This window comes from Isoptericola sp. F-RaC21 (genome assembly GCF_038593535.1).
Lineage (GTDB): Bacteria > Actinomycetota > Actinomycetes > Actinomycetales > Cellulomonadaceae > Isoptericola.
Genome location: NZ_JBCFYX010000001.1, coordinates 844,435 through 866,579, shown reverse-complemented (window position 1 = coordinate 866,579; position 22,145 = coordinate 844,435). Strand labels below are relative to the sequence as shown.

The following is a 22,145-nucleotide window of genomic DNA, read 5'->3' as shown; positions in this document are numbered from 1 at the left end:
GCGGGCTCACGGGCGGCCGGCGGGGTCGAGGGCGCGGGCGATGCGGGTGAGGGCGGTGCGTGCGGCGTGAACGGCGTCCGGCGGGACGGGCCGGTCGGTGAAGCGGGCGTGCTGGTAGAGGCGGCGCAGGGTGTCGACGTCGGTGGCGGGGACGGTGCGCCCGTCGGTGCGGTGGGTGGTGAGGAGGTGCGCCGTGAACTCGGTGGCGGTCTGCGCGGGGTCGCGCCGGGTGCCGTGCCGGGCGGCGGCGTCCTCGAGGGCGACCCAGGCGGCGACGACGGCGTCGTGCGGGGTGGCGGCGCCGTCGACGCGGGCGAGGGCGGTGGTGACGGCGTCCTGGAGCTCGGGCAGGGGGACGTCGCCGAGGGTGGCGGTGGTGGCGTGGCCGGGGGCGAGATCGTCGCCGTCGTCGTCCTCCTCAGGGGTGGCGAGGGTGCGCACGACGCGGCGGGCGAGTAGCCACAGGAGGACGACGACGAGCACCGCGCCGGCGACGGAGAGGGCGACGACGACCCAGGTGATGACGTCGGTGGAGGGTGGTGCGTCGTCGCCGGGCACGATCTGCTGGGGTGCCTGGGGCTGGACGGGGTCGGAGGCGGCGGGTTCGGGGACGGCGATCCGGGGGGCGCGGAACCGCCAGGGGGTGGCGGTGGCGGCCCCGAGCACGACGAGGAGGGCGAGCGCGGCGCCGGCGAGGGGCGCGAGGGCGCGGCGCGCTGCGGCGCGGGGGGTCCGCGTCGGTGGGGCCATGCGCTGACGCTATCGGGTGGCGCTGTCCGGCGGGGTGTCGGTGCCCTGGGTGAGCCGGGCGGCGTGCACGCCGGCGACGGCGGCGGCGACGAAGGCGGCGGGGTCGCCGTCGAGGGAGCGGCCCATGGTGGACAGGCGGGCGGGGGAGCGGCGCAGCGCGTCGAGGAGGGCGGCGTCGGCGGGGACGTCGAGGACGCGGTGCCCGGCGGGGGCGGCGGCGAGGGCGGCGGCCTGGTCGTGCACCTGGCGGGTGAGCTCCGGTCCCCAGGCGGGCATGCCCTCGAGGTCCGCGGTGGGGGCGGGGACGGGCACGTCGGCGGCCGCGAGCGCCACGCGGCCGTACGCGGTGAGGCTGTGGTGGGAGACGCCGCGGTGGCGGTCGCGGGGGTCGGCGCCGGAGACCCGCAGGGAGGCGACGGGGCGGCCGGCGAGGGTGGCGGCGGCGTTGACGGCCTCGCCGGCGGCGACGCCGGAGAAGCCCCACCGGGTGCCGGTGCCGAGGTTGCCGGGCCCCTGGGTGACGACGACGAGGTCGGCGCCGGCGACGTGGCGGGCGGCGAGGAGCCCGGTGTGCACGGTGACGGCCTCCAGGTCGCCGCCGAAGGCCTGGCCGACGGTGACGGTCACCTCGAGCCAGCCGGCGTCGCGCAGGGTGGCGACGGTGCGGGAGAAGGCGGCGGGCAGGGCTCCGCCGTCGGTCATGACGTAGGCGACGCGGGGGTGGGGGCGGCCGGCGAGGTCGGCGGCGTGGCGGGCGCCGGCGACGACGGCGGGGAGCGCGGAGTGCAGGTCGGCGACGACGACGGGGAGGCCGGCGAGGTCGTCGGCGTCGCGGAGGGCGTCGTGGTGCGCGGACTCCTGCTCGTCGACGCCGAGGACCATGGCCTGCAGGGGGGTGTAGCGGGCCTTGACGAGGTGGCCGGGCCCGGGCGGGGGGTCGGCGGGCAGGGTGGTGACGGTCTCGCCCGCGGGGCCGACGACGAGGGCGTACCCGCCGGTGCCGAGGCCGCGGGCGAGGGCGGAGACGTTGAGCAGCAGCCGGTCGCCGACGTCGGGGTCGCCGACGAGGGCGGTGTAGGCGAGGCCGCGGACCTCGCCGGGGGCGGTGGTGAGGTCCCGGGCGAGGAGGGGGGCGTCGAGGCGCACGGTGACCTCGCGGGCGCCGGTCCACGCGGCGCCGCGGGCGGTGACGGTGCCGGTGCGCCAGGTGACGTGCCCGGCGGGCTTCGTGGCTGGCTCGGTCGGGGCGCCGTCGCGGGGCGCGGGGGGCTGGGCGTGGTTCGGCGCTGTCGTCACCCGTCCGAGGCTACCGGCGGCTAGGTTGGTCCCGATGCCTGCGAACCCCGTGGACCCGGCTCCCGCCGCGCCGTCCGACCCCGCGCCGTCGTCGCGCGGCACGCCCCCGGCCGAGCGCCTCCTCAACCTCGTCATCGCGCTGGTGAACACGAGCGCGTCGATGACGAAGCAGCAGGTGCGCGCGGGGGTGGCCGGGTACGGCGACGCGCCGTCGACGGAGGCGTTCGAGCGGATGTTCGAGCGCGACAAGGACACGCTGCGGGCGCTGGGCATCCCGATCGTCACGGTGGACGCGGGCGGGCACAGCGACGAGGTCGGCTACCGGATCGACAACGACGCGTACGCGCTGGGCGCGGTGGACCTGACGCCGGCGGAGCTGGGCGTGGTCGCGCTGGCGGCGCAGCTGTGGTCGGACAAGACGCTGCGCACGGACATGTCGCGCGCGATGACGAAGCTGCGGGCCGCGGGGGCGGGGGAGGTCGCCGCGGACGCGGTGGCCGGCCTGGCGCCTCGGGTACGGGCGGCCGGCGACGCCTACGTGCCGCTGCTGGAGGCGGTCTCGGAGCGGCGGGACGTGTCGTTCCGGTACCGGGCCGCGAGCACGGGGCAGGAGCTGACGCGGCACGTGGAGCCGTGGCGCATCGCGGCCCGGGGCAGCGGCTGGTACCTGGTGGGCTTCGACCGGGCCCGGGGCGCCGCGCGGGTGTTCCGGCTGTCGCGGATCGCGGGCAAGGTGCGCGTCGGGTCGCAGGCGGGGGCGTTCGACGTGCCCGACGCGGTGGACGTGGACGCGATGCTGGGCGAGCGTGTCGGGGCGCTGCAGCGGGCACGGCTCGCGGTGGTGCCCGAGCGGGCGCAGGCGCTGCGGGCCCGCGCGGTGGCCCCACCGCCGGTCGAGCCCGGCGAGACCCGGTCGGCGACCGACGACGGGCGGGACGTGCTCGAGGTGGAGTTCCGCAGCCTGTCGGCGTTCGCGGACGAGGTGGCGGGGTACGGGCCGGCGGTCGTGGTGCTGGAGCCGGCGCAGCTGCGCGCGGACGTGCTGCGCCGGCTGGAGGCGGCCGCGGGCCTCGACGGCGCCCGGCCCGACAGCGACGGGCACGGCGGCGAGGGTGCGGGGGAGACGACCGATGGCTGAGCGGGCGGACGACCGGCTGGTGCGGCTGCTGGGCCTGGTGGCGTTCCTCGACGGCGCCGGCCCGGTGCGGGTGGAGGAGCTCGCGGACCGGTTCGGGGTGACGCCGCGGCAGGTGCGCGAGGACGTGGACGCGCTGTGGGTGTCCGGCACCCCGGGGTACATGCCGGACGACCTCATCGACTTCGACGCGTTCTCGCTGGAGGACGGCGTCGTGTCCCTCACGCAGGCGCGCGGCATGACGCGGCCGCTGCGCCTCGGTACCCGGGAGGCGGTGGCGCTCGTCGCCGCGCTGCGCGCGATGCACGCCTCCCCGGCGGTGCAGGCCGACCGGCGGCGCGCCGCCGTCGTCGCCTCGGCCCTGGACAAGCTCACCGCCGCGACCGGGGAGGCCGCCGGCGCCGTCGACGTGCAGCTCGAGGGCGAGGGCGACCCGGAGGTGGTCGCCGCCGTCACGACCGCGCTCGCCGAGGGCCGCCGCCTGCACCTGCGGTACGTCAACGCCGCCGACGTGACCAGCGAGCGCGACGTCGACCCGCTGCGGCTGCTCACCCAGGACGGCGCGATGTACCTGGTGGGCTGGTGCCTGCGCGTGGACGGGCGCCGCACCTTCCGGGTCGACCGCATCCTCGACGCGCGAGTGCTCGACGAGCCGGCGGCCGAGCGCGACGTCGCCGTGGCGGGCGACCTCGGCGCCGACGTGTGGGCGTCCGTCGCCCACCGCGGCGCGCCGGCCGCGACGCTGCGCCTCGCGTCCGCCGCCCGGTGGGTCGCCGAGGAGGTGCCCGCCGAGTCGGTGCGCGACCTGCCCGACGGCACCGTCGAGGTGCGGCTGCGGGTCACGAACCCGGCGTGGTTGCGGCGCCTGCTGCTCGCCAACGCGCCCGACGTCGTCGCCGTCGACCCGCCCGAGGTGGCGCGCGACGTCGCGCAGTCCGCCCGGGCCGCGCTCGCCGCCTACGCGGCGACCGGCGCCGACGGCACCGACCGCACCACCGACGAGACCGTAGGCTGACCGGCATGTGGGGCTGGATCTGGGCGGTGCTCGTCGTCGCGACCCTCGTGGGCGCGTTCTTCCTCGGACGTCACCTGTGGCGCGCCGGCATGCGCGCCCTGCGGGAGGCCTCCCGCGCCGGGGAGGTGCTCGGGTCGTCGGCCGACCGCATCGCCGCCGCCGTCGCCGAGGCCGAGGCGCACCGCGTCGACACGTCGCCCACCCTCTTCGACGACCCGGTGGTGCTCCGCGAGCGCGTGGCCGAGCGCCGCCGGCTCAAGGCCGAGCGGGCCGCGGTACGCCGCGAGCGCCAGGCCACGACGTGGCGCCGCTGGGACTCCGAGAGCTGGCTCGCCGCCCGCACCGCGGACAAGGCCGCCCACGCCGGGCTGCGGTCCCGCACGCCCGCGCGGAGGCGCTAGCCTCCCACCACCCGCCGCACCGGCCGGTGCGGCACCCGACGCACCCGGGAGGGAACGATGACGTTCTTCGCACCGCAGACCTGGGAGGCCGCCGCGTACGTCGGCGGCTGGGCACGGCTGGCGGGCACGCGGCCCGTCGTCTCGCCCGCGACCGGGGAGACGCTCGCGACGGTCGCGGACGCGTCGCCGGCCGACGTCGACCGGGCGGTCGAGACGGCGCGCGCGGCGCAGGCCGACTGGGCGGCCCGACCGGCCGAGGAGCGCGCCACCGTGCTGCGGCGGGCCGCCGCGCTCCTCGAGACGCACCGGGACGTGCTGGAGCGGTGGCTCGCGGACGAGGCGGGCTCCGCCCACGGCAAGGCGGCGTTCGAGGTGGGCCTCGTCGTGGCCGAGCTGCACCAGGCGGCGGCGACGGCGCTCGTGCCGTACGGGCAGCTGCTGCGGTCGGGACGCCCCCGGCTGTCCCTGGCGCGACGGCGCCCCGTGGGCGTGGTGGGGGTGATCTCGCCGTTCAACTTCCCCGCCATCCTGTCGTCCCGGTCGGTGGCGCCGGCGCTGGCCCTCGGCAACGCGGTGGTGCTCAAGCCCGACCCGCGCACGGCGGTCAGCGGCGGGCTGCTGCTGGCCGCGGTGCTGGAGGAGGCGGGCCTGCCGGCGGGGGTGCTCGCCGTGCTGCCGGGCGGGTCGGACGTCGGGACGGCGCTCGTGGAGCACCCGCACGTGCCGCTGCTGTCGTTCACCGGGTCCACGGCGGCGGGGCGCGCCATCGGGGCGACGGCGGGCCGGCTGCTCAAGCGGGTGCACCTCGAGCTCGGCGGGAACAACGCGATGATCGTGCTGCCGGGTGTCGACGTCGCCGCCGCGGCGTCCGCGGGCGCGTGGGGCTCCTTCCTGCACCAGGGGCAGATCTGCATGACCACGGGCCGGCACCTGGTGCACGCCGACGTGCACGACGAGTACGTGGAGCGCCTGGCGGCGTCGGCGCGCGCCCTGGTGGCCGGGGACCCCGCCTCGGGCGCCCCGCTCGGGCCGCTCATCGACGACCACCAGCGCGACCGCGTGCACGACCTCGTCACCGCGACGCTCGACGCGGGTGCCCGGCTCGAGGCCGGCGGCACGTACACCGACCGGTACTACGCGCCCACGGTGCTGTCCGGGGTGCGGCCGGAGCACCCCGCATTCGCGCAGGAGGTGTTCGGCCCGGTGGCGCCGGTGCTGGCGTTCGACGACGTGGACGAGGCGGTGGAGCTGGTACGCGGCAGCGAGTACGGGCTGTCGGTCGCCGTCCTCACCACGGACGCGTTCGCCGGTTACGAGCTGGCCGACCGGCTGCCCGCCGGGATCGTGCACGTCAACGACCAGACCGTGGACGACGAGGCGCAGGCGCCGTTCGGCGGCGTCGGGGCCTCGGGCACGGGCGCCCGGTTCGGCGGTCACGACGCCAACGTCGAGGCGTTCACCGAGACGCAGTGGGTCACGGTGCAGTCCCGGGTGCAGGGGTACCCGTTCTGACCGTGCGGTCCACCCCGCCCCATGGCCCGCCGCCCGCAAGCGGCGCGTCGTCACCTGACCGTCACCTTCGCCGCCGCGGGGACCCACTAGGGTTGACCACGACACACCCCCGCTCACGGGCGGACGAGAACGAGGAGCCATTCTCATGGGCATGCTCAAGCCCTGGCACATCATCGTGCTGGTGGTCGTGATCCTGCTGCTGTTCGGGGCGCGCAGGCTCCCTGACCTGGCGCGCAGCGTCGGCCAGTCGCTGAAGATCTTCAAGAAGGAGGTCAAGGACCTCACGGACGACGGCAAGCTCAACGACTCGAACGAGCCGCCGGCGGACCCGACGGCGCAGGCGCCGTCCGCTCAGTCCGCTCAGTCCGCGCCGCCCGCGTCGACGGCCCCCACGGCGCAGCCGCCGTCGGGCACCCCGAGCGCCGGCAGCAACGGCAACGACCAGATCCCGGGTCTCATCGACCCGAAGCAGCCGCGGGCGTAGTCGGTGCCCGGAAACTCCCGGGACCCCGAGGGGCGCATGCCCCTGCGCGAGCACCTGCTGGAGCTGCGCAAGCGGCTCTTCCTCGCCGCCTGCGGCCTCGTGGTGGGTGCGGTCGCCGGATGGGTCCTGTACGAACCGCTGCTCGCCGCACTCCAGGCGCCCCTGTCGGCGGCGGCGCAGGAGCAGGGCAAGACGATCGCCCTGAACTTCACCGGCATGGCGTCGGCGCTGGACATGAAGATCAAGGTCGCGCTGTTCCTCGGCGTCATCGTGACGTGCCCGTGGTGGCTCTACCAGCTGTGGGCCTTCGTGACCCCCGGGCTGACGAGGCGCGAGAAGGGGTACGCCTACGGGTTCCTCGGCGCCGCGGTCCCGCTGTTCCTCGGCGGCGCCGCGCTGGCGTGGTGGGTGCTGCCGCACGCCGTGGACATCCTCGCCGGGTTCGTCCCGGACGGGGCGGTGAACTTCACCGACGCGCAGGGGTACCTCAGCTTCGTCATGCGCCTGGTGCTGGCGTTCGGCATCGCGTTCGTGTCGCCGGTGTTCCTGGTCGGGCTGAACATGGCCGGGGTGCTGCGGCACGAGACGCTCGCCAAGGGCTGGCGGTGGGCGGTGCTCGTCGCGTTCGTGTTCGCCGCCGTGATGACGCCGACGCCCGACGCGCTGACGATGATCTTCGTGGCGCTGCCGATCTGCGTGCTGTACTTCGGCGCGCTCGGGCTGTGCGTGCTGCACGACCGGCGCGTCGACAAGCGCAGGGTCGCCCCCACTGTCTGAGACGGGGCCGCGCCGGCTGCGCCTCGGCGTGGTCGTCAACCCGACCGCGGGGAAGGGGCGGGCCGCGCACGCCGGCACGGGCGTCCTTGCCGGGCTGCGCCGGGCGGGGCACGACGTCGTCGACCTCTCCGGGCCGGACGCCGCCGTCGCGCTCGCCCGGGCCCGGGCGGCCGTCGACGGGACCGGAGGGACGCACGGGCCCGCCGCGCCCGTCGACGCGCTCGTCGTGGTGGGCGGCGACGGCATGGTGCACCTCGGGGCGCAGGCCGTCGCCGGCACCGACGTCCCGCTCGGGATCGTCCCGGTGGGCACGGGCAACGACTTCGCCGCCACGCTCGGCCTGCCCGTGCGCGACCCGGCCGCCGCGGGCGCCGCGCTGTGCCGGGCGCTGGACGCCGGCCCCGCAGGACGGCGCCCCGTCGACGCCGCGCTGGCGACCGGCCCCGGGCTCGACGGCGGGCCCCGCTGGGTGGCGGGCGCGGTCTCGGCCGGCCTCGACGCCGCCGTGAACGCCCGCGCGAACCAGCTGCGGCACCCGCGCGGCAGCGCCCGGTACACCGTCGCGGCCGCGCTCGAGCTGGCGCGCTACCGGCCCTGGTCCTACCGGCTCACGTTCGACGGCGTCGCCGACCACGACGCCGACCATGACGCCGGGGCGGGCACCGCGCTGCGCCTGCGCCCAGGGCCGGCCGGGACCGCGACGTGGACCGGCCGTGCGGCGCTCGTCACCGCGGCGAACGGGCCGCAGATCGGCGGCGGCATCCGGGTGGCGCCCGCGGCGTCCCTCGACGACGGCCTGCTCGACGTGCTGGTCGCCACCGACCTGTCCAAGGCCGGAGCCGTCGCCGTCTTCCCCCGCATGTTCACCGGCGGGCACGTGCGGCGCCGCAAGGTGCACCTCGTGCGGGCGCGGGCCGTGACCGTCGAGCCCGGCCCGGACGCCTGGGCGGCCGGCGAGCGCCCCCTGCCGGTCGCGCACGCGGACGGCGAGCGCCTGGGCCCGCTGCCGCTGCGGGTCGAGGTGCGGGCGCACGCGCTACGGGTGCTGGTCGAGCCCTGCTGACCGGCGCGCCATGACCTGCGCCCGACGCACCGGGCGGCGATCGTCGCGCGTCGGGCCCGGCGCCTAGGCTGGCGGCATGACCGCCCACCCCCGCCCCCGCTCCGGCGCGCCCGCCGAGCAGGACGCACCCAGCCCCGCCGAGCGGTACGCCGCCTCGCGGGCGCGCAGCAGCCGCGACCGCCTCGACGCCGAGGGCGAGCTGCGCCTGTTCCGGCAGGTGGTCGGGTTCGAGCTCGACCCGTTCCAGGTGGACGCGTGCGTGGCGCTCGAGGAGGGCCGCGGCGTGCTGGTGGCCGCGCCCACCGGGGCGGGCAAGACGGTCGTCGGGGAGTTCGCCGTGCACCTCGCGCTCGCCCGCGGCGGCAAGGCGTTCTACACGACGCCGATCAAGGCGCTGAGCAACCAGAAGTACACCGACCTGGTCGCGCGGCACGGGGCGGCGAACGTCGGCCTGCTCACCGGCGACACGTCCATCAACGCCGGCGCGCCCGTGGTCGTGATGACCACCGAGGTGCTGCGCAACATGCTGTACGCGGGGTCGTCCGCGCTGGACGGGCTCGCCTACGTCGTCATGGACGAGGTGCACTACCTGGCCGACCGGTTCCGCGGCCCGGTGTGGGAGGAGGTCATCATCCACCTGCCCGACCACGTGCAGCTCGTGTCCCTGTCCGCGACGGTGTCCAACGCGGAGGAGTTCGGCGACTGGCTCGCCACCGTGCGCGGCGACACGGCCGTGGTGGTCAGCGAGCGCCGCCCGGTGCCGCTGTGGCAGCACGTCGTGGTGTCCGCGCCGGAGCCGCGCGGCGTGCCGCGCCTCATGGACCTGTACGCGGGGCACGTGGACCCGACCGACCCGGGCACGAACCCGCCGATCAACCCGGACCTGCAGGCGGTGTTCCGCACGGCGGCGCGGGCGGAGTCCCCGCACGGCTCGCGAGGGCACCGCGGCAAGGGCGACCGCGGCTACCGCGGGCGGGGCGGCAAGCGGCCCGGCGGCGCACTGGTGGCGCACCGCCGCACGCCGCCGCGGTTCGCCGTCGTCGACTCCCTGGACGCGGACGCGCTGCTGCCCGCCATCTACTTCATCTTCTCCCGCGCCGGCTGCGACGGGGCGGTGCAGCAGTGCCTGCGGGCCGGGCTGCGGCTGACCGACGCCGCCCAGGAGGCCGAGATCCGGCGCATCGTGGAGGAGCGCACCGCGACCATCCCCACCGAGGACCTCGACGTGCTGGGGTACTGGGAGTGGGCGCAGGCCCTGGCGCGCGGGATCGCGGCGCACCACGCCGGCTTGCTGCCGGTGTTCAAGGAGACGGTGGAGGAGCTGTTCTCCCGTGGCCTGGTCAAGGTGGTGTTCGCCACCGAGACGCTGGCGCTCGGGATCAACATGCCCGCCCGGTCGGTGGTGCTGGAGAAGCTGGTGAAGTGGGACGGCACCGCCCACCAGCCCGTGACGCCGGGGGAGTACACCCAGCTCACCGGGCGTGCGGGGCGGCGCGGCATCGACGTCGAGGGCCACGCCGTCGTCGTGGACCACACGGGCCTGGACCCGGTGGCGCTGGCCGGCCTCGCGTCCAAGCGGCTGTACCCGCTGCGCTCCAGCTTCCGGCCCACGTACAACATGGCGGTCAACCTCGTGGGCCAGGTGGGCCGCGAGCGGGCGCGCGACGTCCTGGAGACGAGCTTCGCCCAGTTCCAGGCCGACCGGGGCGTGGTGGGCCTGGCGAAGCAGGCGCAGGCGCACGCGGAGGCCATGGAGGGCTACGCGGCGTCGATGGCGTGCGACCGGGGCGACTTCGCCGAGTACATGGGGCTGCGGCGCGCCATCAAGGACCGCGAGAAGGAGCTGTCGCGGGCCGCGTCGGGGGCGCGCCGCGCCGACGCCGTCGCGTCGTTCGAGAAGCTGCGCCGCGGCGACGTGATCGAGGTGCCGTCGGGGCGCCGCCGCGGGTACGTCGTGGTGCTCGACACGGGACGCGACGACCGCGGCTTCGACGGGCCGCGACCCACCGTCCTCACGCAGGAGAAGCAGGTCAAGAAGCTCACCCTCGCCGACGCCCCCGACGGCGTGCAGGTGGTGGGCGTCGTGCGGATCCCGAAGGGGTTCAACCCGCGCCGCCCGGACCAGCGGCGCGACCTGGCCTCGAGCATGCGCAACGCCCTGGGGGCGTTCTCCGGCGACGCCGGCACCGGCAGGCACCCCGGGCGTCGCGGCGGGCCCGCGGGCGGCGGCCAGGCAGGCCGGCCGGGGCGCCGCTCGGACGCGGCGTCCGACGCGGAGCTGCAGCGGCTGCGCGCCGCGCTGCGGGCCCACCCCTGCCACGGCTGCCCGGAGCGGGACGACCACGCCCGCTGGGCGGAGCGCTGGGAGCGTCTGCGGGCCGAGCACGAGCAGCTGGTACGGCGGGTGGAGGGGCGCACGGGCACGATCGCCCGCACGTTCGACCGCACGTGCGACGTCCTGACGCGGCTGGGCTACCTGGAGCGCCCGGCCGACGGGCGGGCCGAGGACGGGACGCCGGGCGCATGGCGCGTCACCGACGACGGACGCTGGCTCGGCCGGCTGTACGCGGAGGACGACCTGCTGCTCGCGGAGTGCCTGCGCCGCGGCATCTGGGACGAGCTGGACGCGCCCGGGCTGGCGGCCGCGGTCTCGACGGTCGTGTACTCGGGGCGCCGCGAGGAGGCGTCCGAGCCCTTCGTGCCGGGCGGACCGCACGGGCGCCTGGCGCAGGCGCTGGACGCCACCACGCGGGCCTGGTCGGAGGTGACCGACCTCGAGGCGGAGCACCGCCTGGAGGCGACGGGGCCCCTGGACCTGGGCCTGGTGGCGCCGGTGCACCGGTGGGCGTCCGGGAAGAACCTCGACGCGGTGCTGCGCGGCACGGACGTGGCCGCCGGGGACTTCGTGCGCTGGTGCAAGCAGGTGCTCGACGTGCTGGACCAGCTGGCGAAGGCCGCGCCCCGGCCCGCCCTGCGGGCCACGGCCCGCAAGGCGCAGACGGCGGTGCTGCGCGGCGTCGTCGCCTACTCCAGCGTCTGACGGGTCCCCTCCCGGCAGGGCTGACATAGAGTGCAGGCCGTGACCTCCACCCTGTACCGCAACGGAGTCGTCCACACGCCCGCCGACCCGTTCGCCGAGGCGCTCCTCGTCGACGACGGCGTCGTGACCTGGCTGGGCGCCGACGACACCGCCGCCGGCCTCGCGGCCCGGGCCGACCGGGTGGTCGACCTCGACGGCGCCCTCGTGGCCCCCGGGTTCGTCGACGCGCACGTCCACCTGCTGGAGACGGGGCTCGCGGCCGAGTCCGTCGACCTCACCGCCGCCGGCGGCGTGACGTCGCTGGCCACGGCGCTCGACGCCCTGGCCCGGGGCGCGCGCGAACTGGACGCCGCGGACCCGGGCGGCGAGGAGGTGCTGCTCGCGTTCGGGTGGGACGAGCAGAGCTGGCCGGAGCGGCGCGCCCCCACGGCGGACGAGCTCGACGCCGCCTGCGGCGGGCGGCGCGTGTACGCGGCGCGCGTCGACGGCCACTCCGCCGTGGTGTCGGGGTCGTTCGCCCGCGCGGCGGGCATCGACCGGACGCCCGGCTGGGAGCCGTCCGGCATGGTGACGTCCGACGCCCACCACGCCGCCGCGGCCGCTGTCCGACAGGTGTCGCCCGCGCGGCGCACCCGCGCCTACCGCCGCGCGCTGGCCGACGCGGCCGCGCGCGGCATCGTGGGCGTGCACGAGATGAGCGAGCCCAACATGGACACCCGCGAGGGCCTGGCCGAGCTGGTCGCGCTGACCGCGGACCCGGCGGGCGGGCTGCCGCACGTCGTCGCATACCGCGGCGAGCTGTGCGCGACGGCGGACGACGCGCGGCAGATGCTCGCCGAGCTGCCGTTCCTCACGGGCATCGCGGGCGACCTGTGCGCGGACGGCTCGATCGGCTCGCGCACGGCGGCGCTGCGCCACCCGTACAGCGACCTGCTCGCCGGGCCGGGCGGCGCCGAGCCCACGGGCCGCCTCTTCCTCACGGGCGAGGACATCGCCGCGCACCTCGCCGCCTGCTCGGCCGCCGGCACGCAGGGCGGCTTCCACGTGATCGGCGACCGGGCCATGGACGAGGTGGTGCGCGGCCTCGAGCTGGCCGCCACCGAGCACGGGGCCGGCCTGCTGCGCTCCGGGCACCACCGCGTCGAGCACGCCCTGTTCGTGGACGCGTCCGCGCTGGCCGCGCTGCTGCTGTACGGGGTGGCCCTGTCCGTGCAGCCCGCGTTCGACGCCGCGTGGGGCGGCAGCCACGGCATGTACGCGGCCCGGCTGGGGCCGGGCCGCGCGTCGACCCTGTCGCCGTTCGCCGACCTGGCCGGGGCGGGCGTGCCGCTCGCGTTCGGCTCCGACACCCCCGTCACCCCCCTCGACCCGTGGCAGGCGGTGCGCGCCACCCTCACCCACGAGGACGCCACCCAGCGGCTCTCGGCGCGCGCCGCGTTCCGCGCGCACACCCGCGGCGGGTGGCGCCTCGCCGGGCTGGACCACACCGGGGCAGGCCAGCTGCGCGTCGGCGCCCCCGCGCACCTGGCGGTGTGGCGGGCGGGCACGCTGTCCGTCCAGGCGCCCGAGGACCGCCTGTCGGCGTGGAACCCCGAGGCGCGTGCCGGCCAGCCGCTGCTGCCCGACCTGTCCGAGGGCGAGCCCGAGCCCGTGTGCCTGCAGACCGTGCGCGACGGCGTCGTCCTGTACGACACCTTCGACTGACCCCGCCCACGATGCCTTCGAGGGGACTCGGCGACAGCCCGGAGTCACGTACCCTGCGGGGGTGCTGCACGTGAGCCCGAGCCCGGTCGACGAGCCCTCCGACGGGGCAGGCGGCCCCGACACCTCCGCCGTCGAGGACGGGCGTGATGCCGGTCGAGACCAGGGCACCGCGTCGCGCACGACGACGCCGGCCGACCGGTGGTCGAGCCGCCCGGCGACCCTGCTGCTCGCCGTCGCGGCGGGGGCCGCGCTGTGGGCGTCGTTCCCCGACGTCGGGGCGTGGCCGCTGGCGTTCGTCGGCGTCGCGCTGCTGTTCGCCGCCCTGCGCCGCGACGGCCGCCGCGCGGCCGGCTGGAACTTCCTCGTCGGCCTCGTCGCGGGGCTGACGTTCTGGCTGCCGCACATCTGGTGGGCGAACTTCGCCACGGACACGGTGCCCTGGGTGGCGCTGTCGGTGCTGGAGACGCTGTTCCTCGCCGCGTTCGGGTCGCTGTGGACGTGGGCGCGGCGGTGGGGCTGGGTGCGTCGGCACGCCGTCGCGCAGGCCGTGGTCTTCGCCGTCGTGTTCGTCGCGGTGGAGCAGTGGCGCTCGGAGATCCCGTTCGGCGGGTTCCCCTGGGGCCGACTCGCCTGGACCGTGGCGGGCGCGCCGACCGGGCGTGCCGCGTGGCTCGGCGGCACCACGCTCGTGTCGTTCCTGGTGGCGGCCGCAGGCGTGCTGCTGGCTCTCGCCGTCGGCCGCCTGGTGCGCACCCCGTGGCGCGACGCCGGATCGACCGGGGCCCGACGGCGCGCCCGGTCGGCCGCGAGCGCCGGGGCGTTCGTCGTGGCCGCGGCAGCGCTCGTCACCGGGCCGCTGCTGCTGCCGCTGGCGCACGCCCCCGGCACCCGGGAGGTGACCGACGCCGCCGACCCGGGGCACGCCGGCACCGTCGTGGACGCGGGCACGGGCGCGGCCGAGACGGGCGTGCTGCGGGCCGGGGCGGTGCAGGGCAACGTGTCGGAGCCGGGGGAGGGCTCGTTCGCGAACCGGGCGGAGGTGCTGAACAACCACCTGGACGGCACGTACGCGATCGCGGACGAGCAGGCCGCGGGCGCGTTCGGCGACGGGCCGGGCGACGGGGTCGACGTCGTGCTGTGGCCGGAGAACGGCTCGGACCTGGACCCGCAGACGACGCCGGAGGTGGGCGCGGCTATCGACGACGCGGCCCGGGCGGCGGGCGCGCCGATCCTCGTGGGGGCGCAGGAGTTCCCCGAGACGGGCGGCCGGTATAACGTGGCCCTGCTGTGGGAGCCGGGCGTGGGCGTCACCCAGCGGTACGCGAAGCAGCACCCGGCGCCGTTCGGGGAGTACATCCCGATCCGCTCCTTCGTGCGGCTGTTCAGCGCGCAGGTGGACCGGGTGACGACGGACATGATCCCCGGCACGGAGCCGGCCGTGGTCGACCTGCCGGTCGACGGCGCGGCGATCGGGCACGGCACGGGGCCGGCGACGGTGCCGATGGCGACGGTGATCTGCTTCGAGGTGGCGTACGACGAGATCGTGCGCGACGCGGTGCAGCGGGGCGCGCAGGTGCTGGTGGTGCCGACGAACAACGCGTCGTTCGGGTACACGGCGGAGTCGACGCAGCAGCTCGCGATGACGCGGATGCAGGCGATCACGACGGGCCGTGCCGCGGTGCAGGTGTCGACGGTGGGCGTGAGCGGCGTCGTCGCGCCGGACGGGACGCTGGTGGCGCGCACGCAGCTGTTCACCGCGGACCACCTCGTCGCGGACCTGCCGCTGCGCACGGAGCTGACGCCGGCGGTCCGGGCGGGCTACTGGCCCGGCTGGGGAGTGGGCGCCGCGGCGGTGGTCCTCGTCGTCGGCGGGATCGTGTCCGCGGCGCGGGCGCGGCGCGGCTGACGACGGTCACGCCGGTGCGAGCCGGTGCGCACCGCACGACGAAGGGCGGGCACCCCGGTGGGGTGCCCGCCCTTCGCGATCAGCAGTCCGTGTCAGGCGCTGCGGCGGAGCTTGCCGGCGCGCAGCAGCTCGAGGCGCTCGTCGAGGAGCTCCTCGAGCTCGGCGACGGTGCGGCGCTCGAGCAGCATGTCCCAGTGGGTGCGCTGCGGCTTGCCGGGCTTCACCTCGGGGCGCTCGGCGTCGCGCAGGAGCGCCTCCTCGCCGCACCGGCACTCCCACACCGGCGGCACCTCGGCCTCGGTGGAGAAGGGCAGGATGATGGTGTGGCCGTTGGGGCAGTCGTAGTGCGCCTGGAACCGGGGGGCGAAGTCCACGCCCTCGTCGGACTCCATGCTCTTGCTGCCGATGCTCATGCCGCGCAGGGACCGGTCGGGCATGTCGTCCTCCTGGAGGTCGGTGGGAAGGGGCCTGAGGTTCCAACGCGGCCCTGCCGGGGGTTGTTCCGGCTGTCCGTGAAGGTCCCGTGAAGCACGGTCCACGCACCGGTGCCGGAGACACGGCGGGATGCGGTGGACGTGACGGTTGCGTCCCCAGGCTGGCCAGTCGGCGCGCCGTGCGCAACTCGAGAGCGCCCGTCGGGGGCCCTTTGTGCGCGACGTCACCTGGGAGCCCGGGCCGGGGCCGGGAACAACGGGCGGGGTGCCGCGGTTCACCGCCATGTACATGCAAACGCATGGACCGTGCATGAACCATCGGACTCATGTCGGGTCCGCGAGCCAGAGTCCACGAGCAGGGAGCGCAGCCGTGCAGTTCGGAATCTTCTCCGTCAGCGACGTCACCACCGACCCCACGACGGGCCACACCCCGGACGACACCGAGCGCGTGCGCAACATGCTCACCATTGCCCGGCACGCGGACGAGGCGGGCCTGGACGTCTTCGCCACGGGCGAACACCACAACCCGCCGTTCGTGGCGTCGTCGCCCACGACGATGCTCGGCTACCTGGCCGGCGTCACGAAGCACATCACGCTGTCGACGTCGACCACCCTCATCACCACGAACGACCCGGTGCGCCTGGCCGAGGAGTACGCGATGCTCCAGGTCATCTCGGACGGCCGCATGGACCTCATGATGGGCCGCGGCAACACCGGCCCCGTGTACCCGTGGTTCGGGCAGGACATCCGCCAGGGCATCCCGCTGGCGATCGAGAACTACGCCCTGCTGCGCCGGCTGTGGACCGAGGACGTCGTGGACTGGGAGGGCAAGTTCCGCACCCCGCTGCAGGGCTTCACGTCCACCCCGCGCCCGCTGGACGGCGTGCCGCCGTTCGTGTGGCACGGCTCCATCCGCAGCCCCGAGATCGCCGAGCAGGCCGCGTACTACGGCGACGGGTTCCTGCACAACAACATCTTCTGGCCCATGCACCACACGCGGCAGATGGTCCGGTTCTACCGGCAGCGGTTCGAGCACTACGGGCACGGGCGCGCCGACCAGGCGATCGTCGGCCTCGGCGGGCAGGCGTTCATGCGCAAGCGCTCGCAGGACGCGTGGAACGAGTTCCGCCCCTACTTCGACGAGGCGCCCGTGTACGGGCACGGCCCGTCGATGGAGGACTTCACGCAGCAGACGCCGCTGACGGTCGGCTCGCCGCAGCAGGTCATCGACCGGTACGCGTCATTCGTCGAGGAGGTGGGCTACTACCAGCGCCAGCTGTTCCTGGTGGACCACGCGGGTCTGCCGCTGAAGACCGTCCTCGAGCAGATCGACATCCTCGCCGCCGACGTCGTGCCCGAGCTGCGCAAGATCGTCGAGGCCAAGCGCCCCGCCGACGACGTCCCGCTGAACCCGCCGACGCACGCCGAGCGCGTCGCCGCCGCCCGCGCCGCGGGGGAGGACGGCGCCACGCACGTCGGCGACACGGCCGACCCGTACACCGGTACCGTTGCCGAGGGCACCCAGCCCGCCGCATCGCAGGAGGCACGCGCATGACCACGCCCACCATGCCCACCGGGGCCTCGGGCACCCCGACCCGCACCCTCGCCGTCGTCTCGGCGGGCCTGTCCCAGCCGTCCTCGACGCGGCTGCTGGCCGACCGGCTCGCGGACGCCACGGTGCGGGAGCTGGAGGACGCCGGGCACACGGTGCGGGTCACCACGATCGAGCTGCGCGACCTCGCGCACGCCGTCGTCGACGCGATGCTCACCCGGTTCCCGACCGGCGACCTCGCCCGGGCGCTGGAGACCGTGACGGGCGCGGACGGCCTCATCGCCGTCTCGCCCGTGTTCACCACGAGCTACTCGGGGCTGTTCAAGTCCTTCTGGGACGTCGTCGACCCCGACTCCCTGACCGGCATGCCGGTGCTGCTCGGCGCCACGGGCGGCACCGCCCGCCACTCCCTGGCGCTGGAGTACACGATGCGGCCGCTGTTCACCTACCTGCGCGCGGACGTCGTGCCGACCAGCGTGTTCGCCGCCACCGACGACTGGGCCGCGAGCGCCGACCCTTCGACAGGCTCAGGAGGGCCGGACAGCGGCGGACTGCCGAAGCGGATCTCCCGCGCCGGACGCGAGCTGGCGCAGCGGGTGTCGCGCCGCGAGAACGACGGCCCGGCCGACCCGTTCGCCGCGACGCCGAGCTTCACGGAGCTCCTCGGCGGGAGCTGACCACCCGCACGGCAATCACCCGCTCGGCACCACCGGTACGGCACCACGCAGGGGCCAGGCCCGGGGTGCGGACGCCCGTCGGACGACGGCGCCCGACGCCCTAGGCTTGGCCCATGCGCGTTCTCGTCTCCGGCGGCGCCGGCTACATCGGCTCCCACACCGTCCTGTCCCTCGTGGCCTCCGGGCACGACGTCGTCGTGGTGGACGACTTCTCCAACAGCAAGCCCACGGTGATGGGTCGCGTGGAGTCGCTGTCCGGCGCGCACGTGCCGGTGCACGCGATCGACCTCACGGACGCGGACAAGACCGAGCGCCTGTTCGCGCACGAGAGGTTCGACGCCGTCGTGCACTTCGCCGGCTTCAAGGCGGTGGGCGAGTCCGTGGCCAAGCCGCTGGAGTACTACCGCAACAACCTCGACTCCACGCTGTCGCTGCTGGAGGCGATGCGCCGCCACGACGTGCCGCGCCTGGTGTTCTCCTCCTCGGCCACCGTGTACGGCGAGAAGGCGCCGGTGCCCTACCGCGAGGACTACGACTACCTGTCGTCGTCGTCCCCGTACGGGCAGACGAAGGTGATGATCGAGCGCATCATGGCCGACGCCGCGGTCGCCGTCGGCGGCCTCAAGGTGGCGCTGCTGCGCTACTTCAACCCCGTGGGCGCGCACCCGTCGGGGCAGATCGGCGAGGACCCGCAGGGCATCCCGAACAACCTCATGCCGTTCCTGGCGCAGGTCGCCGTCGGCAAGCGCGACAAGCTGGTGATCTTCGGCGACGACTACCCGACCGCCGACGGCACGTGCGAGCGCGACTACCTGCACGTGGAGGACCTGGCCGCCGGGCACGTGGCCGCGCTGAACCACCTGGACGCGATGGCCGAGCCCGTGCGCGCCTTCAACCTCGGCACCGGCACGGGCACGTCCGTGCTGCAGATGCTGCACGCCTTCGAGCGGGCCGTGGGCCGGGAGCTGCCGTACGAGATCGGGCCGCGCCGTGCCGGCGACCTCGCCGCCTTCTGGGCCGACCCGACCCGCGCGCAGACCGAGCTCGGGTGGCGCGCCGTGAAGTCGATCGACGACATGTGCGCCGACACCTGGCGCTGGCAGTCGCAGAACCCGCAGGGCTTCCCGGGCGCCTGACGGCGCGCCACGGGGACTCCAGGGCAACGGGGCGCGGTCTTGCGGGGCGCCCGGCGTCGCGCCACGATGACCCCATGCCCGCCCCGACCTCCGACGACGCGACGCAGCGCCCCCATCTGCGGTGGGACCCGGGCGCCCGGTACCGGCCGTCCGTGCTCGCGGGGCTGCCCTCGCTGAGGCCCGCGCCGGCGTCGCCGCCCACGCCGTCCACGCTGTCGACGGCGGCACCGCGCCGGCTGGCGGGGCGGCTGCGCCGCGGCCCGGCCACCCGGACGGCCGTGTTCGACCGCGACCTGTGGCGACCCGTGCAGCACGCGACGACCGGCCTGGTGCGCGTCGTCGGGCGCGCGCTGGGCCGCTGAGCGCGGCCGCGTGTCCCGACGCGAGCTGGTCGTGCTCGGCACGGCGAGCATGGTGCCCACCCGCACCCGCAACCACAACGGGTACGTGCTGTTCTTCGACGACGCGGCGATCCTGTTCGACCCGGGCGAGGGGACCCAGCGGCAGATGACGCTCGCGGGCGTCTCCGCCACCGACCTCACCCGCATCGCCGTCACGCACCTGCACGGCGACCACTCCCTCGGCCTCGCGGGGGTCGCGCAGCGCCTGTCCGGGGACCAGGTGCGGCACACCGTCCCTATCTCGTTCCCCGCCTCCGGCGAGCCGTGGGTGCGCCACCTGCTCGACGCGAGCGCGTACGACCACCACGAACGTGTGGCCCTGCAGCCCGTCGCGTTCCCCGGCGGGTCACGCGTGGCGACGCTGCCGCGCGCGGACGGCGAGCGCGGCGCCGGGCCGGGCGCCCCGGTGCTCACGGCCCGCCCGCTGGACCACCGCGTCGACGCCGTCGGCTACCGCCTCGACGAGCCGGACGAGGTGTCCCTGGACCCGGCGGCGCTCGCGGCCGCGGGAGTGCCCTCCGGCCCGGCGGTGGGGCGGCTGCTGCGCGACGGCGTCCTGGTGCTCGACGACGGCCGCACCGTGCGCCGCGAGGCCGTGTCCGTGCCGCGGCCCGGGCAGTCGGTCGCGTTCGTCATGGACACGCGCCTGTGCGACGCCGTCGGCGAGCTCGCCGACGGCGTCGACCTGCTCGTGATCGAGTCGACGTTCCTGCGCCGCGACGCCGACCTCGCCGCCCGCTGGGCGCACCTCACGTGCCGGCAGGCCGCGATCGTCGCCGCCCGCGCCGGGGCGCGCCATCTCGTGCTCACCCACTTCTCCCAGCGCTACCGCGTGCCCGACGAGCTGCCCGCCGCGTTCGAGCGCGAGGCGCGCGAGGTGTTCGACGGCGGCCTCACCGTCGCGGCCGACCTCGACCGCGTCTCCCTGCCCCCGCGCCGCCGCCTCACCGTTGGTTGAGCCTGTCGAAACCCAGCACCGGCTTTCGACAGGCTCAACCAACGAGTGACCGGGTCTCGACAGGCTCGACCGACGCGGGGCTACAGGACGGCGGCGACGTCCACGTGCTCGAGGGAGTGCGCCTCGGCGACGCCGGCGTTGGTGACGCGGCCGTCGTGCACGTTGAGGCCGCGCGCCAGGACCGGGTCGCGGCGCAGCGCCTCGCGCCAGCCGTGGTCCGCGAGCGCCGCGGCGTACGGCAGCGTCACGTTCGTCAGCGCGTACGTCGAGGTGCGGGGCACGGCGCCGGGCATGTTCGCCACGCAGTAGAAGACGGTGTCGTGCACGGCGAACGTGGGGTCGGCGTGCGTGGTCGGGCGTGAGTCCTCGAAGCAGCCGCCCTGGTCGATCGCGATGTCGACCAGCACGGCGCCGGGTCGCATGCGCGCCACGAGGTCGTTCGGCACGAGCACCGGCGCCTTGGCGCCGGGCACCAGGACGGCGCCGATGACGAGGTCGGCCTCCAGCACCGCCTCGGCGAGGGTGAGGCGGTTCGACGCGAGGGTCTGCACCCGGCCGCCGAGCTCGCGGTCCGCGGCCTTGAGGGCGTCCGCGCTGGTGTCCAGCAGGGTGACGCGCGCGCCGAGCCCGACGGCGATGCGCGCGGCGTTCATGCCGGACACGCCGGCGCCGATGATCACCACGTGGCCGGCGGCGACGCCGGGCACCCCGCCGAGCAGGACGCCCCGACCGCCCGCGGCGCGCAGCAGGGTGGCGGCCCCGACCTGCGGGGCGAGCCGCCCCGCGACCTCCGACATCGGGGCCAGCAGCGGAAGGCGCCCGTCGGGGGTCTGCACCGTCTCGTAGGCGACGGCGGTGACGTCGCGGGCCAGCAGTTCCTCGGTGAGCGCCTTGTCGGCGGCGAGGTGCAGGTAGGTGAACAGCACGAGCCCCGGGCGCAGCCGGTGGTACTCCTGCGCGACGGGCTCCTTGACCTTGAGCACCGTCTCGGCGCCCGCCCACACCTCGTCCGCGTCGGCGACGACGGCGGCACCGGCGGCGCGGAACTCGTCGTCCGGGATGGCGGACCCCTCGCCGGCGCCGGCCTGCACCGCGACGTCGTGCCCGCGGGCGACGAGCTCGTGCACGCCGGCCGGCGTGATCGCCACCCGGTACTCGTGGTTCTTGACTTCCCTCGGGACGCCGATGCGCATGGTGAGTCCGCCTTCGTGGCTCGTGACCGGCGCCCGGCTCGTGACCGGACGACGGCGGGGGCGTGGCACGGGGCGTGTGACCCCGCTCACCGCCCAGTCTGACGGCCCGATTCGGCGTCGCGCCACGAATCCGCAGATCCTTCGGTAGATTGCCGGGATGTCGACACGAGGCCCGGCTCAGCCCGGGGCACGCCAGCCACGACCGAAGGATGTTCGTCCGGACCCGTCCTGGGGCCTGGAGCGTCGGGGACCCGTGCCCGCCCGGCTGGACGACGTCGACCAGCGGCTCCTCGCGGCGCTCGCGGAGGACGCCCGCATCCCGAACAACGCCCTCGCCGCCAGGGCGGGGATCGCGCCGTCCACGTGCCTGGCCCGGGTGCGGCAGCTGCGCGAGCGGGGAGTGATCCGCGGCTTCCACGCCGACGTCGATCCGGCGCTCGCCGGGCACCCGCTGCAAGCGATGATCGCGGTGCAGATGCGCGGCGCGGCACGCACGCGCCTCAGCGGCTACCTGCAGCGGCTCGCGGGGCTGCCGGGGGTGCTGAACGTGTTCCTCCTGGGCGGGGCGCACGACTTCTTCGTGCACGTCGCCGCCGCCGACTCCGACGCGCTGAACGAGTTCGTCATCGAGCACCTGTCCACCGACCCGGACGTGGCGCTCACCGAGACCAACCTCATCTTCCAGCACGCGCGCCCGAGCTGGTACTGACC

At 76.0% G+C, this 22,145-nt stretch carries 20 protein-coding genes; 16 read left to right on the top strand and 4 right to left on the bottom strand.

The genetic code is table 11. The features are described from left to right. Positions 1 to 6: 6 nt before the first annotated feature. A complete protein-coding gene (locus AAG589_RS04050) occupies positions 7 to 750 on the bottom strand; it encodes a DUF4129 domain-containing protein (protein ID WP_430565948.1) in 744 nt (247 codons plus the stop codon). 9 nt (positions 751 to 759) lie between these two features. After that, positions 760 to 2,046, bottom strand: coding sequence for a DUF3866 family protein (locus AAG589_RS04045; RefSeq protein ID WP_430565947.1), 1,287 nt, complete (start codon positions 2,044 to 2,046; stop codon positions 760 to 762). A 34-nt stretch (positions 2,047 to 2,080) separates the two neighbouring features. Between AAG589_RS04045 and AAG589_RS04040 the strand changes: the two genes are divergently transcribed. The 10 genes from AAG589_RS04040 (at position 2,081) to lnt (ending at position 15,083) form a co-directional block, all read left to right on the top strand. After that, positions 2,081 to 3,184 carry a helix-turn-helix transcriptional regulator gene (locus AAG589_RS04040; protein WP_430565946.1) on the top strand — a complete coding sequence of 368 codons (1,104 nt, stop codon included), beginning with the start codon at positions 2,081 to 2,083 and terminating at the stop codon, positions 3,182 to 3,184. Next, the gene (locus AAG589_RS04035; RefSeq protein ID WP_430565945.1) at positions 3,177 to 4,196 is read left to right on the top strand and encodes a helix-turn-helix transcriptional regulator; all 1,020 of its coding nucleotides are present in this window, start codon (positions 3,177 to 3,179) and stop codon (positions 4,194 to 4,196) included. The genes AAG589_RS04040 and AAG589_RS04035 overlap by 8 nt, the downstream gene beginning before the upstream one ends. A gap of 5 nt (positions 4,197 to 4,201) precedes the next feature. Further along, positions 4,202 to 4,597 carry a hypothetical protein gene (locus AAG589_RS04030; RefSeq protein WP_430565944.1) on the top strand — a complete coding sequence of 132 codons (396 nt, stop codon included), beginning with the start codon at positions 4,202 to 4,204 and terminating at the stop codon, positions 4,595 to 4,597. Between the two features lie 57 nt (positions 4,598 to 4,654). Next, the gene (locus AAG589_RS04025) at positions 4,655 to 6,109 is read left to right on the top strand and encodes an aldehyde dehydrogenase family protein (RefSeq protein WP_430565943.1); all 1,455 of its coding nucleotides are present in this window, start codon (positions 4,655 to 4,657) and stop codon (positions 6,107 to 6,109) included. A gap of 145 nt (positions 6,110 to 6,254) precedes the next feature. Further along, a complete protein-coding gene (tatA, locus tag AAG589_RS04020) occupies positions 6,255 to 6,593 on the top strand; it encodes a Sec-independent protein translocase subunit TatA (RefSeq protein WP_430565942.1) in 339 nt (112 codons plus the stop codon). A gap of 36 nt (positions 6,594 to 6,629) precedes the next feature. Next, positions 6,630 to 7,370 carry a twin-arginine translocase subunit TatC gene (tatC, locus tag AAG589_RS04015; protein WP_430565941.1) on the top strand — a complete coding sequence of 247 codons (741 nt, stop codon included), beginning with the start codon at positions 6,630 to 6,632 and terminating at the stop codon, positions 7,368 to 7,370. 28 nt (positions 7,371 to 7,398) lie between these two features. Continuing rightward, a complete protein-coding gene (locus AAG589_RS04010; RefSeq protein ID WP_430565940.1) occupies positions 7,399 to 8,433 on the top strand; it encodes a diacylglycerol/lipid kinase family protein in 1,035 nt (344 codons plus the stop codon). A 76-nt stretch (positions 8,434 to 8,509) separates the two neighbouring features. Then, positions 8,510 to 11,473, top strand: a complete 2,964-nt coding sequence (locus tag AAG589_RS04005; protein ID WP_430565939.1) for a DEAD/DEAH box helicase — start codon at positions 8,510 to 8,512, stop codon at positions 11,471 to 11,473. A 39-nt stretch (positions 11,474 to 11,512) separates the two neighbouring features. Further along, positions 11,513 to 13,177, top strand: coding sequence for an amidohydrolase (locus tag AAG589_RS04000; protein WP_430565938.1), 1,665 nt, complete (start codon positions 11,513 to 11,515; stop codon positions 13,175 to 13,177). Positions 13,178 to 13,238: 61 nt separating this feature from the next. Beyond that, positions 13,239 to 15,083, top strand: coding sequence for an apolipoprotein N-acyltransferase (lnt, locus tag AAG589_RS03995; RefSeq protein WP_430565937.1), 1,845 nt, complete (start codon positions 13,239 to 13,241; stop codon positions 15,081 to 15,083). Positions 15,084 to 15,175: 92 nt separating this feature from the next. Here lnt and AAG589_RS03990 read toward each other — a convergent pair whose 3' ends face one another. After that, a complete protein-coding gene (locus AAG589_RS03990; RefSeq protein WP_079575180.1) occupies positions 15,176 to 15,520 on the bottom strand; it encodes an RNA polymerase-binding protein RbpA in 345 nt (114 codons plus the stop codon). 367 nt (positions 15,521 to 15,887) lie between these two features. On the opposite strand from AAG589_RS03990, the gene AAG589_RS03985 reads away from it, so the two are divergent. The 5 genes from AAG589_RS03985 to AAG589_RS03965 all read left to right on the top strand — a co-directional run bounded on the left by AAG589_RS03985 (position 15,888) and on the right by AAG589_RS03965 (position 20,241). Further along, positions 15,888 to 17,072 (top strand): LLM class flavin-dependent oxidoreductase, encoded by a 1,185-nt coding sequence (locus AAG589_RS03985; protein WP_430565936.1) that lies wholly within the window; start codon positions 15,888 to 15,890, stop codon positions 17,070 to 17,072. Next, positions 17,069 to 17,746 (top strand): FMN reductase, encoded by a 678-nt coding sequence (locus tag AAG589_RS03980; protein WP_430565935.1) that lies wholly within the window; start codon positions 17,069 to 17,071, stop codon positions 17,744 to 17,746. Before AAG589_RS03985 ends, AAG589_RS03980 begins: the two co-directional genes overlap by 4 nt. Positions 17,747 to 17,859: 113 nt before the next feature. Then, positions 17,860 to 18,882 (top strand): UDP-glucose 4-epimerase GalE, encoded by a 1,023-nt coding sequence (gene galE / locus AAG589_RS03975; protein WP_430565934.1) that lies wholly within the window; start codon positions 17,860 to 17,862, stop codon positions 18,880 to 18,882. Between the two features lie 74 nt (positions 18,883 to 18,956). Next, positions 18,957 to 19,244, top strand: coding sequence for a hypothetical protein (locus AAG589_RS03970; protein ID WP_430565933.1), 288 nt, complete (start codon positions 18,957 to 18,959; stop codon positions 19,242 to 19,244). Between the two features lie 10 nt (positions 19,245 to 19,254). Then, the gene (locus AAG589_RS03965) at positions 19,255 to 20,241 is read left to right on the top strand and encodes a ribonuclease Z (protein WP_430565932.1); all 987 of its coding nucleotides are present in this window, start codon (positions 19,255 to 19,257) and stop codon (positions 20,239 to 20,241) included. An 80-nt stretch (positions 20,242 to 20,321) separates the two neighbouring features. Here the strand turns inward: AAG589_RS03965 and ald are convergent, their stop codons facing one another. Next, a complete protein-coding gene (gene ald, locus AAG589_RS03960; protein ID WP_430565931.1) occupies positions 20,322 to 21,434 on the bottom strand; it encodes an alanine dehydrogenase in 1,113 nt (370 codons plus the stop codon). 253 nt (positions 21,435 to 21,687) lie between these two features. On the opposite strand from ald, the gene AAG589_RS03955 reads away from it, so the two are divergent. After that, a complete protein-coding gene (locus AAG589_RS03955) occupies positions 21,688 to 22,143 on the top strand; it encodes an Lrp/AsnC family transcriptional regulator (RefSeq protein WP_430565930.1) in 456 nt (151 codons plus the stop codon). Positions 22,144 to 22,145 lie beyond the last annotated feature (2 nt).

What these genes read in the sequence shown, in the direction of transcription:
- AAG589_RS03980 (WP_430565935.1), top strand. Translation starts at nt 17,069, where the DNA reads ATGACCACGCCCACCATGCCCACCGGGGCCTCGGGCACCCCGACCCGC.
- AAG589_RS04025 (WP_430565943.1), top strand. Translation starts at nt 4,655, where the DNA reads ATGACGTTCTTCGCACCGCAGACCTGGGAGGCCGCCGCGTACGTCGGC.
- AAG589_RS04005 (WP_430565939.1), top strand. Translation starts at nt 8,510, where the DNA reads ATGACCGCCCACCCCCGCCCCCGCTCCGGCGCGCCCGCCGAGCAGGAC.
- AAG589_RS03970 (WP_430565933.1), top strand. Translation starts at nt 18,957, where the DNA reads ATGCCCGCCCCGACCTCCGACGACGCGACGCAGCGCCCCCATCTGCGG.
- tatA (WP_430565942.1), top strand. Translation starts at nt 6,255, where the DNA reads ATGGGCATGCTCAAGCCCTGGCACATCATCGTGCTGGTGGTCGTGATC.
- ald (WP_430565931.1), bottom strand. Translation starts at nt 21,434, where the DNA reads ATGCGCATCGGCGTCCCGAGGGAAGTCAAGAACCACGAGTACCGGGTG.
- galE (WP_430565934.1), top strand. Translation starts at nt 17,860, where the DNA reads ATGCGCGTTCTCGTCTCCGGCGGCGCCGGCTACATCGGCTCCCACACC.
- tatC (WP_430565941.1), top strand. Translation starts at nt 6,630, where the DNA reads ATGCCCCTGCGCGAGCACCTGCTGGAGCTGCGCAAGCGGCTCTTCCTC.
- AAG589_RS04050 (WP_430565948.1), bottom strand. Translation starts at nt 750, where the DNA reads ATGGCCCCACCGACGCGGACCCCCCGCGCCGCAGCGCGCCGCGCCCTC.
- AAG589_RS04030 (WP_430565944.1), top strand. Translation starts at nt 4,202, where the DNA reads ATGTGGGGCTGGATCTGGGCGGTGCTCGTCGTCGCGACCCTCGTGGGC.
- AAG589_RS03990 (WP_079575180.1), bottom strand. Translation starts at nt 15,520, where the DNA reads ATGCCCGACCGGTCCCTGCGCGGCATGAGCATCGGCAGCAAGAGCATG.
- AAG589_RS04035 (WP_430565945.1), top strand. Translation starts at nt 3,177, where the DNA reads ATGGCTGAGCGGGCGGACGACCGGCTGGTGCGGCTGCTGGGCCTGGTG.
- AAG589_RS04040 (WP_430565946.1), top strand. Translation starts at nt 2,081, where the DNA reads ATGCCTGCGAACCCCGTGGACCCGGCTCCCGCCGCGCCGTCCGACCCC.